General features: G+C 64.5%; 10 protein-coding genes, 1 tRNA gene and 1 pseudogene. 3 read left to right on the top strand and 9 right to left on the bottom strand.

Going from position 1 to position 12,820, the window contains the following annotated elements; genetic code table 11:
- Together ACSLE4_RS11045 and ACSLE4_RS11040 are read right to left on the bottom strand one after the other, a co-directional pair.
- On the bottom strand, positions 1-1,062 hold a 1,062-nt coding region (locus ACSLE4_RS11045; protein WP_435904503.1), incomplete at its 3' end, for a cisplatin damage response ATP-dependent DNA ligase.
- Complete coding sequence (locus ACSLE4_RS11040; protein ID WP_435904502.1) at positions 1,059-2,072, bottom strand: ligase-associated DNA damage response exonuclease; 1,014 nt, start codon at positions 2,070-2,072, stop codon at positions 1,059-1,061. The genes ACSLE4_RS11040 and ACSLE4_RS11045, both read right to left, overlap by 4 nt.
- Between ACSLE4_RS11040 and bcsS the strand changes: the two are divergent.
- A pseudogene (gene bcsS / locus ACSLE4_RS11035) lies at positions 1,956-3,130 on the top strand (cellulose biosynthesis protein BcsS). The gene ACSLE4_RS11040 and the pseudogene bcsS sit on opposite strands and share 117 nt — an antisense overlap.
- Positions 3,131-3,271: 141 nt before the next feature.
- Here bcsS and ACSLE4_RS11030 read toward each other — a convergent pair.
- From ACSLE4_RS11030 to ACSLE4_RS11005, 6 genes are all read right to left on the bottom strand, one after another.
- On the bottom strand, positions 3,272-4,429 hold the full coding sequence (locus tag ACSLE4_RS11030; RefSeq protein ID WP_435904501.1) for an extracellular solute-binding protein: 1,158 nt from the start codon (positions 4,427-4,429) through the stop codon (positions 3,272-3,274).
- Positions 4,430-4,525: 96 nt separating this feature from the next.
- Complete coding sequence (locus ACSLE4_RS11025; RefSeq protein ID WP_435904500.1) at positions 4,526-6,319, bottom strand: AsmA family protein; 1,794 nt, start codon at positions 6,317-6,319, stop codon at positions 4,526-4,528.
- Between the two features lie 139 nt (positions 6,320-6,458).
- Positions 6,459-8,138 (bottom strand): ABC transporter permease, encoded by a 1,680-nt coding sequence (locus ACSLE4_RS11020; protein WP_435904499.1) that lies wholly within the window; start codon positions 8,136-8,138, stop codon positions 6,459-6,461.
- A gap of 79 nt (positions 8,139-8,217) precedes the next feature.
- Positions 8,218-8,658 carry a hypothetical protein gene (locus ACSLE4_RS11015; RefSeq protein WP_435904498.1) on the bottom strand — a complete coding sequence of 147 codons (441 nt, stop codon included), beginning with the start codon at positions 8,656-8,658 and terminating at the stop codon, positions 8,218-8,220.
- Positions 8,659-8,752: 94 nt separating this feature from the next.
- Positions 8,753-9,799, bottom strand: a complete 1,047-nt coding sequence (locus tag ACSLE4_RS11010; RefSeq protein WP_435904497.1) for a Fe(3+) ABC transporter substrate-binding protein — start codon at positions 9,797-9,799, stop codon at positions 8,753-8,755.
- A 306-nt stretch (positions 9,800-10,105) separates the two neighbouring features.
- Positions 10,106-11,422, bottom strand: coding sequence for a sensor histidine kinase (locus ACSLE4_RS11005; RefSeq protein ID WP_435904496.1), 1,317 nt, complete (start codon positions 11,420-11,422; stop codon positions 10,106-10,108).
- Between the two features lie 317 nt (positions 11,423-11,739).
- Between ACSLE4_RS11005 and ACSLE4_RS11000 the strand changes: the two genes are divergently transcribed.
- Both ACSLE4_RS11000 and ACSLE4_RS10995 read left to right on the top strand, forming a co-directional pair.
- Positions 11,740-12,246, top strand: coding sequence for a phasin (locus tag ACSLE4_RS11000; protein WP_435904495.1), 507 nt, complete (start codon positions 11,740-11,742; stop codon positions 12,244-12,246).
- Positions 12,247-12,512: 266 nt separating this feature from the next.
- Positions 12,513-12,589: transfer RNA gene (locus ACSLE4_RS10995), tRNA-His, on the top strand.
- Here ACSLE4_RS10995 and ACSLE4_RS10990 read toward each other — a convergent pair.
- Positions 12,552-12,820 (bottom strand): hypothetical protein (locus tag ACSLE4_RS10990; protein ID WP_435904494.1); only part of this gene is annotated, 269 nt, incomplete at its 5' end. The genes ACSLE4_RS10995 and ACSLE4_RS10990 overlap by 38 nt on opposite strands.

Genomic DNA, 12,820 nt, shown 5'->3' with positions numbered 1-12,820 from the left:
GGTGTCGAAGCCGACGATCTCCGAAACGTCGGTCCGCGCCGGCGCGTTCTTGGCGTGCCAAGCTTCGAGCCGCGCCCGGCGCTCCATGAAGGGCAGGGGGCGCAAGTCCTCGCCGCCCTCGAACAAGAGATCGTAGAGGCGGATATGGGCGGGATGCGATTTCAGCATCGCCGCCGTCACCGTCTTGCGGTTGAGCCGTTGCTGAAGATCGTTAAACGGCGCCACATCGCCGCCGCGCAGCACCAGAAGCTCCCCGTCGAGCACCACGCCGTCCGGCAGAGCCTCGACGACATCGGGGAAGGCGCCGGAGATATCATCGCCGGTGCGCGAGAAGAGCCGCTTCTCGCCCCTTTGATGCGTGGCCTGCACGCGGATGCCGTCCCATTTCCACTCGGCAACGAAGTCGCCAGGTGTGATGGCCGCAAGCTCCCGGTCCTCGATGGCGTGGGACAGCATCAGCGGGCGGAACACGGCGCTGCCGCTGGTGTCGGGCCGTGGCGCCAGATCCGTGAGCCAGGCGAATAGCGGCAGGTAAGGAGGCGCAAGCCCATGCCAGACCTCTTCGATCTCCGAGAGCGGCTTCCCTGACCATTGGGCGAGCGCCGTCTTGGCGAGACGCGCCGAGACGCCGACGCGCAACGCCCCGGTCAGGAGCTTCAGCAGCGCCCACCGCCCCGTCGCGTCGAGCCGGTCGAGCCAGCCCGCAAGCAGTTGCGGAACCTCGGTCGGATTTACAGTCTGGACCCTCTCGACCACGTCGGCGAGCCGAGGGGGGTCTTGGCTCTCCTCGTGCGCCGGCCAGAGCAGCGAGATGGTCTCCGCCGTGTCGCCCACATAGTCGCGGGAGAGCTTGAAGAGGACGGGGTCGACACGGGCCTCCAGCATCTCGGCGAAGATGCGGCGGAAAGGAACGCGGAAGAACAGCCCGTCGGTGAGGACGGCAAGCGCGTAACCCCGGTCCGGGTCCGGCACGCTTGCGAAATAGTCCGCCATCAGGCGCAGCTTGTCGTTGCGCGAGGGCGTATAGGCGAGCCGGTCGAGAAGCGCCGAGAAGGCCTTCACTGGTCTTCGTCCTCGCGGCCGATCAGCGCCAGCGCCCGGCCGCGGCGTCCCGTCGTCCCAATGTGGTGGAGCAGCGCATCCTCCCGCCCATGGGTCACCCAGATCTCCTCGGCGCCGGTCTCGGCGATGGTCTCCGTCAGCTCGCGCCAGTCGGCATGGTCGGAGATGACGAGGGGCAGTTCTATGCCCTGTTGCCGGGCGCGCGCCCGCACGCGCATCCATCCCGAGGCGAAGGCAATGAGAGGATCGGGCAGCCGGCGCGACCAGCGGTCGGCAATGGCGGATGGCGGCGCCAGGACGATTGCGCCCTTGAGCTCATCGCGGGGCGCGCCTGTCGCCGGCACAAGCGGCCCGAGTGCCACGCCGACGGACTCGTAGAGATCGCAGCACGATTGCAGGGCGCCGTGGATGAAGATTGGCCGGTCGTAACCCGCCTCGCGCAACAGCGCGATCATCCGCTGCGTCTTGCCGAGCCCGTAAGCGCCGACCACATGCGCCCGCTCGGGGAACTGCGCCACCGAGGTGACGAGCTTAGCGACCTCTGCTGCGGCATCGCCATGCTGGAACACGGGCAGAGCGAAGGTCGCTTCGGTGACAAAGAGGTCGCACGGCACAAGCTCGAAAGGGACGCAGGTCGGATCGGCGCCGCGCTTATAATCGCCGGAGACGACGGCCCGCGCCCCTTTGTATTCGATCAGCACCTGCGCGCTGCCCAGCACATGGCCGGCCGGATAGAGCGTGACCGTGACGTCGCCGACGGTCAGTGGTTCTCCATAGGGGAGGGATTGGCTTCGCTGTGGCGCGCCTTCGCCGAGCCGGGCATCCATGATGGCGAGCGTCTCCGGTGTCGCCAGCGCGGCGGCGTGCCCCGGCCGGGCATGGTCCGAGTGGCCATGGGTGATGACGGCGTGGGAGACGGCCCCATTCGGGTCGACATAGAACCCCCCGGGCCGGCAATAGAGGCCCTTGGCGTCGACCTTGAGCCACGTGTCGAATCGATCCGGCTTCATTTCTTCAGAACTGTGCCGAGAATATCACGGATTAACCAACCACAGATTGAGTTGTACCGGGTTGCACGCAACCTGGTTGCGGGTGCCCCGGGCAGTCTCGCGCGTAAGATGCACCTTGGGAAATGCAGCGGGCGAGTGAGGCGCGGTGCAGGGGGGCAGTATAGCAGGGAGCCGACCGGGCTCCCGCGCAAGCGGGGCGTTGCTGTCCGCTGCCCTCCTTTTTGGAATGCCTATCGATCCGGTCTTCGCCGAGCCCGATACACCCCATTGGGACCCGATACACCCCATTGGGAAATGTTCAGCGGCTTCGAGGCCAGCAATAATTACGCAAGTGGCTATGTGGGTGGCGGCTATGCGTTTGGCAATCTCTACGCGCCGGGCTGGCGGGTTCGCGCCGTCGGCGCCTATGGCCGCTATCACTATGACGGCGCCTTGTTCGACGGCAGCGACTATGTGGGGACCACCTTCGACGGCCAGGTGGGGTTCGCCTCCGCGCAGGTCGGCTATCAATTCCGGCCGGGTGCCGTGATCGTCAAGCTCGTCGCCGGTATTGAAGCGGAGGATCAGCATATCGAGCCGCGCGATCCGAACAATTCCGTTCAAGTACCGAGGTCGGCCTACGGCTTGTCGCCGAGACTTGGTACGACATCTCCTCCCGCTGGTTCCTCTCGGCCGACGCGTCCTACGGCACCGCCTTCCAGGAATACTACAGCCTTGCGCGCGTGGGCTTTCGCGTCCGCCCGAAACTTTCTTTAGGTGTCGAGGGCGGTGCGCTCGGTAACGAGGAATACGACGCAGGCCGGGGCGGAGGCTTCGTGCGCGTCAACTTCCGCGAACTCGAGGCCACGTTGTCCGGCGGTTTCACCGGCGACTATCTTATGGAAGATCAGCGGCTATGTGGCGGTCGGACTCTATCGGACGTTCTAAGAGGAAGCGAAACCGAAGAGACAAACCAAAGTGCACTGCCGGCCCCGCCCCGGCAGTGCTTTGCAGTCTCAGCATACCTTGCGGCATGCCGCTCTGGTCGTGCGTTCTGCGTAGAGGATGTCGCTGGATGATGTCACCCGGAGACTCTCTCCAGTCCTCAGGATGACACGAAGACGACAGATAAGGCAATTGAGAGTTGCCGCTTACCCGCACTTTCTTGGGACAGTCATTCTTCGCGAAGAGAAGCTGTCGTGCGGCGCGCAAGACGGTGTCTAGGGCGCAGCCTTCGGAGTGCTCTCCGTCTCGGCGGCTTCTTTGGCTTTTCGCTCGGCTTGCCGCGCCGCCTCCGCCGCCTCGACTTCCGCCGCCCAAATGGCAAAACGCTGGCTGAGCGCCGCGCCATTTTGGTCCCACCACGCGTCGTCGAATTTCAGCGCTTTCTGGAAGTTGGCCGGTGCGGTCGGCAGGAATTTCTGCATGTCCACGCCGATGATGGGATGTGTGCCGACCAGCTCCAGAGCGGATTTGCGCATCGGGCCATAGGAGGTGAGCCTTGCTTGCGCCGCGAGCTGCTCGGGTGCCGTGGCGAAGCGGATAAAGCGCATCGCCTCTTCCTTGTTTTCCGAGGTCTTGGGGATCGCCCAAGCATCAACGTCGTAGATCTGCCCGTCCCACAAGACGCCGACATTGTGGTCACCCACAGCGGCGCGGAAAATGCGCCCGCTATAGCCGGCGGTCATCGCCACCTTGTCCTCGAGCAACCAAGTGATCGGCTGTTCGGCCTTGTCCCACAGAAAAACGTCGTTCTTGATCTTGTCCAACGCGGCGAACGCGCGGTCCGCGCCTTCCGCAGTCGCAAGCTCGCTATAGACGCTTTCGGGTGGAACTCCGTCGGCCAGCAATGCCAATTCGATTGTGCGGTGTGGATTCTTGGGCAGGCCGCGCTTTCCGGGAAAGCGCGCTGTGTCCAAAAGCGCGCTGATATTCTCCGGCTCGCCCTTGCGGAACGCGTTCCGGTCGAAGGCCACCGCCGTGGACCAGGCCACGCTTGCCACGCCGCAATCCGACACCGCGCCGGTGAAGAAGTCGTCCGCGGCGCTGCTGCCGCCTTGGGCGTTGGTGTCAAGCGAAGCGATATCGATCGTCTCGAGCATCCCGGCCTTGCACAACGTGCTGAGCGCGCCTGCAGACACGTCAACCACGTCCACCGGTGTGCCGCCCTCGATCAAGGATTTGAGCTTCGGAAGTTTGCCGTCGTAGATTTCCGTCGCGATCACCGTGCCGGTTTTCTTGGCGAAGGGCTCGAACAAGGCGACCTCTTGCGCCCGGCCGTAAGCCCCGCCCCAGGTCGCCACGCTGAGCGTGTCCTGGGCACGGGCGGTATCCGGGTGACCTCCGAGCACGACGGCGAAAGCCAGGGCGATAGGCACGGCTCGGCGGGCGGTCGCGGTGTCTCCCAGAAACTGTCTTTGGCGGTGGCTGAACACGAGCGGCGGTCTCAGTCGAAATCTTCTGCGGTTGCGGCCTCAGCGCGGCGCGGCCGAGGTGCTCTTAGGGTCAATTTCCGGCGATCCAGCTCCGAGGGTGGGGCGATTCGCTCTTTGGATCAGGGGGTCTGAGAGCGAGCCGTGCAAGGAGACTCGCGGCGGCGTCTCCATGACGAGCTGCGAGGCATCCAACGGCGCGACAGGGTCGGCGATCAGGAAGTCCCAATCAAGGGTTTGCTGCGCCACATCCATCCCGCCAGACCCTGAAACCAGGCCACTCGGGGTCTGCATGCGGAAGGATCGGCACCAAAGATGGCCGGCGGAGAGGCTGCAATCCGCATCGAGCGAGGTGAACGCCGTGCCCGCGCCGCGACTCCAGCCGTCGCTCCCGGACGCGGACGTTGCCGCGAGTTCTGGAAAGTCGATCGGCACTGCGCCGTTCTGAGCGGTGATTTTGACCTCACCGACCAGCCCCCGGATGAGCTCGCCGCGCGTGGTGCCACCGCTCGAGACATCGAGCTTTACAGTGCTCAGACCCCTCAGGGGCACGCCGAGCGCAAAGGGGTGAAGACAGGTGTCGATCGAGATGCCGGCAAGGGTGCCGACCAAGGAGGCGACGGTTCGCGCGCCTGAAAGGTCGAGCCCAGCGCGTCCCGATGCTTGGCCGCCGCAAAGGTCGAGCTCGCCAATCTCGCCGGAGACTGTCCCACCCTTGGCGTTGATCGTGAAGCCGCCACGCCCAAGCTTCAGGCCCGCGGCCGACATTTCGCCGGCGGAGACGCGCAAATCCGCATCGAGATGTTTCAGCAGGAATCCGTCGAACCCAGCCACCTCTTGCGCGCTCGCGTCGCCGCGGCCGAGATAAGGATCGAGCATGAGGGTCTCGAAGGCGAGCGTGCCTTCGACCCGGGGCCGTGTGCTTGCCGTGACCGAGAAAAGTCCGACCGCTTCGTTCCCGTCGAGTTCGAACGTGCCGTCGTCGAACGTCATCGTCGACCCGCTCCAATGGACCGTGCCCGAGGCGGCGACGTTCTTGAGACTGTCCCCCTCGGGGATTGCGACGCCCACCCAATTCAAAAAGCGGCGGGCGTCCGGCAGGACCGTCTCCATGTCGCCGCTGCCTTCGAGGCCGTCCGCCGCGCGCACCGTGCCGGAAAAGCGTGCCGTCACCGGTTTGGAGGTAAGTTTTATCGTGACCGGCGCGGCCTTGCCCTCGACGGTCTCCGTGATCTTGCCGCTGTCCAGCGAGAAGGCCACATCCTCGCCATTGAAGTCGAACGACCCGAGCGCCGCGAGCACGCCGCTGCGGCCGCGCGCGCTGAGCCGAATATCGAGCTTGTCAATCAGCCGCTTGCCGGATGCGGACTTGACCGTTCCGCGGCGGATGCGGACGGCCTCCAACGGCGGGTCGGTCAGCGCATCGGCAAGCATCGCCGCGAACGGCTGCTCCGCCCCGCCTTCGCCGGCACTTTCCTTCAGCGTGATGGTCGGCTTGCCGAGCCGCAGCGCGTCGAGCTGCACCCGTCCCATCAGCAGCTCGGCAAAGTCGAGCGTAACCTTGAAGTCCGGCGCCGTGACGGTGCGGACCGCAGGGAGGTTGGCGGCGTTCGAAAGCACGAAGCCGCCGCGTAGCGAGGGCGGGAAATAGTGCACCTGGAGCGGCTCCGTCAGCGTGACGGTGCCGCCGGTCCAGTCCGACAGGGAAGCCGCCACCCGGTCCCGCAGTTCGGAGGACGTTCCAAGCTGATGTGGGAGCAGGAGCGCAAGCCCCGCGACGACAACCGCGACAAGCCCGACAAGAAGCCATTTCCAAGGACGTTGGCGCGGCTTCATACCGACCTTTCCGCTTTGCTGACTGCGCGAAGCTCGCTGCGAAGGGGCCGGGCGCTCCTGAAGAGCGCCGCATGGCCCGCTTCATCTAGCCTAAACCGACTGGCCCAGGCGAGCCCAACCGTCACATTCTCTTGGGTTATCAAGAGATCCGCAACGCCCATTCGGGCCTTGTTTCAGCCGCTGCGGGCCGGCTCGCCGGGGATCCGGGGCGGCTCCTGGCGATAATCCCGTGCAGCAGGAGGACCGGGGCCAAGCTGACCAAGACGATAGTCAGGGCCGAGAGCCCGGCCTCTTCGTAGCGGTAAAGGGAGGCGAGCGTGAACACCTGGGTAGCGAGCGTATCGAAGTTGAAGGGCCGCAGCAGCAGAGTGGCCGGCAGCTCCTTCATGGAGTCCACGAAAACCAGCATGGCCGCGGCGCCGAGCGCCGGGCGCAACAGCGGCAGGTGCACCGTCCATAGCATGTCGCTCACCGTGGCGCCGAGCGTACGGCCCGCGGCGTCGATATTCCGCGAGATCTTGCTCAGTCCCGATTCCACCGCCCCCAGCGAGGCGGCGAGGAAGCGGATCGTGTAGGCGAGCACGATGGCGAACGCCGTGCCGGAGAACAGGAGGCCAGTGGAGACGCCGAACAGCGAACGCATGGCACCGTCGATGGCGTTATCGAGGCCGGCGAGCGGAATGAGCAGACCGATGGCGAGCACGGTGCCGGGCACCGCGTAGCTGATGGCGGGCACGAGGCTTGCCACGTGAACGAACTTGGAGCGGGTCAGCCGCCGCCCATAGGCAAGCACCACGGCGAAGGTCACGCCGAGGACCGCGGCTGCGAAGGCCAGCGCCAGGCTGTGCAGCGCCGCCTGCCAGAAGTCCGGCGACAGGCCCGACGAGATATGAACGATGGCGTCGCCCACCAGCACATAGGCCGGCAGCACGAAGCCGACGAGGAGCGGCAGGGCGCAAGCTACAGCGGCAAGCGCGCCCTTCGCGCCGGGGAGCGTGTCTTCCGGCAGGTCGCGGTATTTGCCGGTCGTGTGATGGAACCGCCGTCCGTGCCGTAAGGCGCGCTCCAGAGCGAGCAGGGCGAAGACGAAGACCAGCATCACGCAAGCGATCTGCGTGGCGCCGGCAAGGCTGCCGCGATCGAGCCAGGTGTCGTACACGGCGACCGTGAGCGTGCGCACGCCGAAGAACTCCACCGCGCCGATATCGTTCAAGGTCTCCATCAGCGCGAGCGCCACGCCGGCCGCCAGCGCCGGACGCGCGAGCGGCAGCGCGATCTGCCAGAAGGTTTCCGAGGCGCTCCGCCCCAGCGTGCGGCTTGCCTCGATCACGCAGACAGACTGGGCGATGAAGCTCGCCCGCGCGGTGATGTAGACGTAAGGATAGAGCACCGCGCTCATGACGAAGATGGCGCCGCCGAGGCTGCGAATGTCCGGGAACCAGTAGTCTCGCGCATTCTGCCAGCCGAACAAGCCGCGCATGGCGGTCTGCACTTCGCCGGAATAGTCAAACAGCTCCAGATAGCAGTAGGCGATGATGTAAGTGGGCATCGCGAGCGGCAGGAGCAGAAGCCACTGGAATGCGCGGCGCCCGGGGAAGCGGTACATGGTGACGAGCCAGGCCGTGCCGGTGCCGATCAAGAGCGTGAGAACGCCCACGCCCAGCATCAGTCCAAGCGTGCGCCGCACGGCGCCAGGAAGCACGTTGGCGATGAGATGAGGCCAGGTATCGCCGCTCGGCTGAAGGGCGATCACCGCAATAGCGATGAGCGGCGCGAGCGCGATGAGGGACAGGATCAGCGCCGCGACGGACCAGCCCAAATTGCCGCTCTCGGAAAGCCGGACAAGCCTTCGACGAAAGGAAGCGGGCTCCGGGGGCTGGCCTTTGGCCGCCTGGTGGTCAGCGCCGGCCAGCGATACCGCCCTCGCGGCCGGAGGCCTTGCCCGCCACGAGCGCAGCCACCGCCTCTTGCGACAGGCATTGATCCGCCTCCTGAAGCGCATCGGCGAAGGCGTTGGCCGCGTCGATCACGGGGTCGACCAAATCGGAACCGGTGAGCGCCAGCGCGCAGGCCTGCATGGCCGGACAGCGATGATTCTGAGACGCGGCGATCAGCGAGATCGCCATGCATTCGTCCGGGCAGAAGCCCGAGCAGCCGAACGGATAATATTCGATCTTGCGCGAGGCAGACGAGCGCACGGCCCGGACCCAGCAGGCAAGTTCCGTCACGGCGCGCTTCGCGCGCGACGGCCCGAGGATGCGGTTGTACTCGTTCCAGCCGTTCTCCCAGCAGGCGATATAGCCTGTGTCATAGCCGGCAAGCCAGCACCGGAAGCCCACGCCTACTAGCCACTCGGCGCCGCTCCGCGCCGGAATAAAAGCGCGCTGCCCAGCGTGCTCATCAATTCTCTTATGAAAGCTCATCGTTGTCCCCTCATGAGCTTGGCCCTTCGTCGAAGCCGATTTTGTCCACCAGCTCGCTCGCCGCCTTGCGCCGTGCCGCGATCTCATTGAGCGAGATCGGGTCCGACTTGAAAGCCCCCCACGACTGCACGAGCTTTGACCACGGAACCCCTTCTTTCACGGGGTACTCACTGTTCACGTCCGCGTACATCTCCTGGCCTTTATCGGAAGCCAGAAACTCAACCAATTTTACCGCGTTCTCTTTGTTGGGCGCGTTCTTCGCCACGATCGCACCGGACACATTCACATGCGTGCCGCGGCCGTCCGCGTTGGGGAACAGCATGTTCACGGAATTCGCCCATTCCTTTTGCTCGGGGTGGTCCTCGTCCGTGAGCATCTTGCCCATGTAGTAAGTGTTGCCGATGGCGATGTCGCACTCGCCCGCATAGACGCCCTTGACCTGAAGCCGGTCGTTGCCCGCGGGCTTGCGCGCCAGATTGGCCTTCACCCCGCGCAACCACTCCTCCGTCTTCTCCTCGCCGTGATGGGCGATCATGGAAGCGATCAGCGCCACGTTGTAGGGATGCTGGCCGGAGCGGATGCAGATCTTGCCGCGCCATTTCGGATCGGCGAGATCTTCGTAGGTAATGGCGTCCTCTTCCACCCGGTCCTTGGAGGCATAGACGACGCGCGCGCGGTGGGTCAGGCCGATCCACTCGTTGTTCTCGCCGCGATAAGCCGGCGGAACCGCGTCCGCGACCGTCTCTGACTCGATCGGCTGAGTGATGCCCGAAGCCGTTGCTTGACTGAGATTGCCAATATCGGTGGTGAGCAGCACGTCGGCGGGGCTGTTGCGCCCCTCCGCCTGGATGCGCTCGATCAGACCCTTCTCGGCGAAGATGACATTGGCCTTGATGCCGGTCTCGTCGCTGAACTCTTTGAGCAGCGGTTCGATGAGATACGGCTGACGGTACGAATAGATGTTGACCTCGCCGGGCTCTTCGGCGCCGGCAAGCGAAACCGCGTAAGCAGGGATAAGAGTTGCGAGCGCCGCCGCGCACGCCAAGGTCCAACGCATCGAGTGCCTCCAATGGCCGGGGTTCAAGGCCCCGGTATCGGACTGAAAGAATTACGCCGCTCCGGTGCGCACCAAAGGGCTATTATTCCGCTTAAGGCTTGCGCTCGGGCACTGTCAACAAGATTATCGAAATGGAACCTAACTTAGAAGCCTTCTAACTAGTGAAGATAGATTAGAAAAGTTCAAGAGACAAAGTAATCAATCCCGCTGCCGCAGTAGAACAGTGGCAAGGCACTCTAAAAGTTCTGTTGATTGTCGGTGATTTCGCAGCTGCGAAAGTGATTGGTCAAACCGTGCGTGTGACGCTTAGGCGCGGAACAGGCGCTCGGCGGGAAAGATCACGTCGGCGGATGTGCCCACTCCGGGCTCGCTGGAGAGCTCGAGTCGCGCGCGGATCGCGTCCGTCAGCGCCTTGGTCAGGGGCAGGCCGAGGCCCGTGCCGGACTGGCGTCGCGGCGAGGTGTCGAGCTGGTGGAAAGGCTGCATGGCGTAGGCGATGTCGTTCTTGCTCATGCCCACGCCGCTGTCGCGCACCCGCAAGCGCAGTTCGCCGTCCACCATCGTGCCGGACACGATCACTTGCCCGCCCTCCTTGGTGAACTTGATGGCGTTGGTGAGAAGATTGAGCAGAACCTGCCGAAGCCGCCGTGGATCCGCCACGACCACCGGGAGGTCGTCGGCGAGAGATGTCCGGAGCACGATGCGCGTGCGCTTGGCGAGCGGCTGCAAGCTCGCGACGCAGGCCTCGACCACCTCCGCCACATCGACCGCGGTGAAATCGAGCTCGAATTTGCCGGCCTCGATCTTCGAGATGTCGAGTAGATCGTTGAGCAGGCTAAGCGCATAGAGCCCGCTCTGATGAATGTCCTCCGCGTAACCCTTGTAGCGCGCGCTGCCGATCGGCCCGAAGCGCTCCTGAAGCATCAGTTCGGCGAAGCCGATCACCGAATTGAGCGGCGTGCGCACCTCGTGGCTCACCTTGGCGAGAAAATCGAGCCGCCGCGTGGCGGCGTCCGCGTCGACCGCGCGGTCCGGGGAAGGAACAACGGTAACCGCGGGCTGAGGCGCGGGTGGTGGCTCCGTTTCGGCCTCGGGCGCCGGCTGCTCGGACTCCAGGTCGGCCTGATCGATCAGCCGTAGCAGGCGCGTGTCCGCGTCCTTATCGAGTGTCGAAAGTGCAAAGGTGACTTTAATCCGCCGCCGCGACCGCGTCAGCGCGTCAACCTGTTCGGTTCGTCCGACCATATCCCCGGCCTGAAGCAGCGCGGCCCCGCCGGGCAGGATGGCGTCGATGCCGCCCGCCTCCAAAAGCTCGGCCGGAGACCGGTAGCCGAAGGCATAAGCGAAGGCGCTGTTGGTATAGATGAGGGCCTCGCCCTCCAGGATCCCGATCGCCGCTGGCATCGCCTCCAGCAGGACCTCCAGGCCCTCCGGCGCAAGCACGAGCGGCTCCTTGGCGTCGTCGGGCTTTGCGGTGTCCGCTTTGGCTTGTCCGTTGGTCTCGGGCAGAGGAGAGGTCGCGCCGGGGCCGGGGAGAACGCGGCCTTCCAGCGCGCGCGCGATATGCTCAAGCGCCTCGCGGTCTCCCTCTTCGATGCGCCGTTGCAGTCTGAGGTCGGCCATGATTGGCCCCACTGACATACTTAAAGAGCCCGTCATTGCGCCTTTGAGCGCACGGTCCGGCTCGGCCACGTGACACGCCCTCTTGGGGCGCTTACTCGACTCAACCACTAAATTTAGGCGAATTCGATCCGATGCATAGGCCGAAAGCAAGAATTTCGTCCACCAAGCGAAAAAGCCGCGCTCTTAGGCACTGTGCCTCTTGAAGTGCCGCATCGCACCATTTATATTGCAGTGCAACAAAAAGCGGCGACCCAAAGGGTGAATCCGCGTTTATGCCCTATCAGGCGAATTGAGGAGCTCAACGAAGAGGTGCCACAATGACCGAGACATCCCACATTCCCCAGACCTCCGAGGAAGTGGTCGAGAAGGCCGAGGAAACGTTCAAGAACGCTGCCAAGGAATTCGAGGCGCTCAAGCTCGACACTACCGTGCCCGAGAGCGTTCGCGCGCTCGCCGAGAAGACGGTGAACCAGACCCGTGAGGCCTACGAGCGCGGCAAGGAAGCTCTGGAAGAGTCCATCGATGCGATGGAGCGTTCCTTCGACGCTGCGGGGCAGGGCGCGACCGCCTTCAACCGCAAGCTCATCGACATCGCGCAGCGCAATCTGAACTCCGGCTTCGATCTCGCCAAGAGCTTGGCCGGCGCCAAGAACTTCGCCGAGATCGTCGAGCTTCAGTCGTCCTTCATCCGCAGCCAGTTCGACGTGTTTGCGAGCCAGGCGGGCGAGATCCGGGCGCTGACCACCAAGATCGCCGCCGACACCTCGGAGCCGATCAAGGGTCAGATGTCACGTTCCTTCGAGGTCGGCCGCAAGACGTCCTGAGGCGAGCGGTTTGAAGAACGAGTTGCATGAGGTGGTGCGCGAAGCCGCACGCGCCCTCAAGTCAGTTGCGTTTGCAGAGTAACGAGTAACTTGCGTCATTGCGAGGCCCGGGCCATGCCCGGGCCTTTTGTTTTGTTGGGCAGACTTGATTTTTGGACCCCGTCGTGAAATCAGCGGTGCCCTCGGCCCGGCCCGCCGGCCCGCTTGCAACGGGTCGTGCCTGCCCTTAGTTTCCCGGCATGAGGCCCAAGCCATCGGGCCATAGTGCCGCTGTAGCTCAGTTGGTTAGAGCGCTTGATTGTGGATCAAGAGGTCACTGGTTCGAATCCAGTCAGCGGTACCAAGCACATAGCCCTGATTAGCCTCGCCATTTCCCTCCGTAGGTAACGCCGCGCAAGTCCGACCAGCTGTTCGACCTGGCGGACATTCTGCCTACGGCGCTGCACCTTGCGGGATATCCCGGCGCCAAGCTCGCCGAACTGTTCCCAAAGAAGACCTATATCGACGGCGTCGATCAGGCGCCGTTCCTGGTCGCCGACAACGGCTTGTCGACGCGCCGCAGCCGCATCTACAC

Origin of the sequence: Methyloceanibacter sp., from assembly GCF_051306395.1 — a bacterium.
Classification (GTDB): Bacteria; Pseudomonadota; Alphaproteobacteria; order Rhizobiales; family Methyloligellaceae; genus Methyloceanibacter.
The sequence above is the reverse complement of the archived record's forward strand: the minus strand, read 5'-3'. Positions and strand labels throughout refer to the sequence as shown.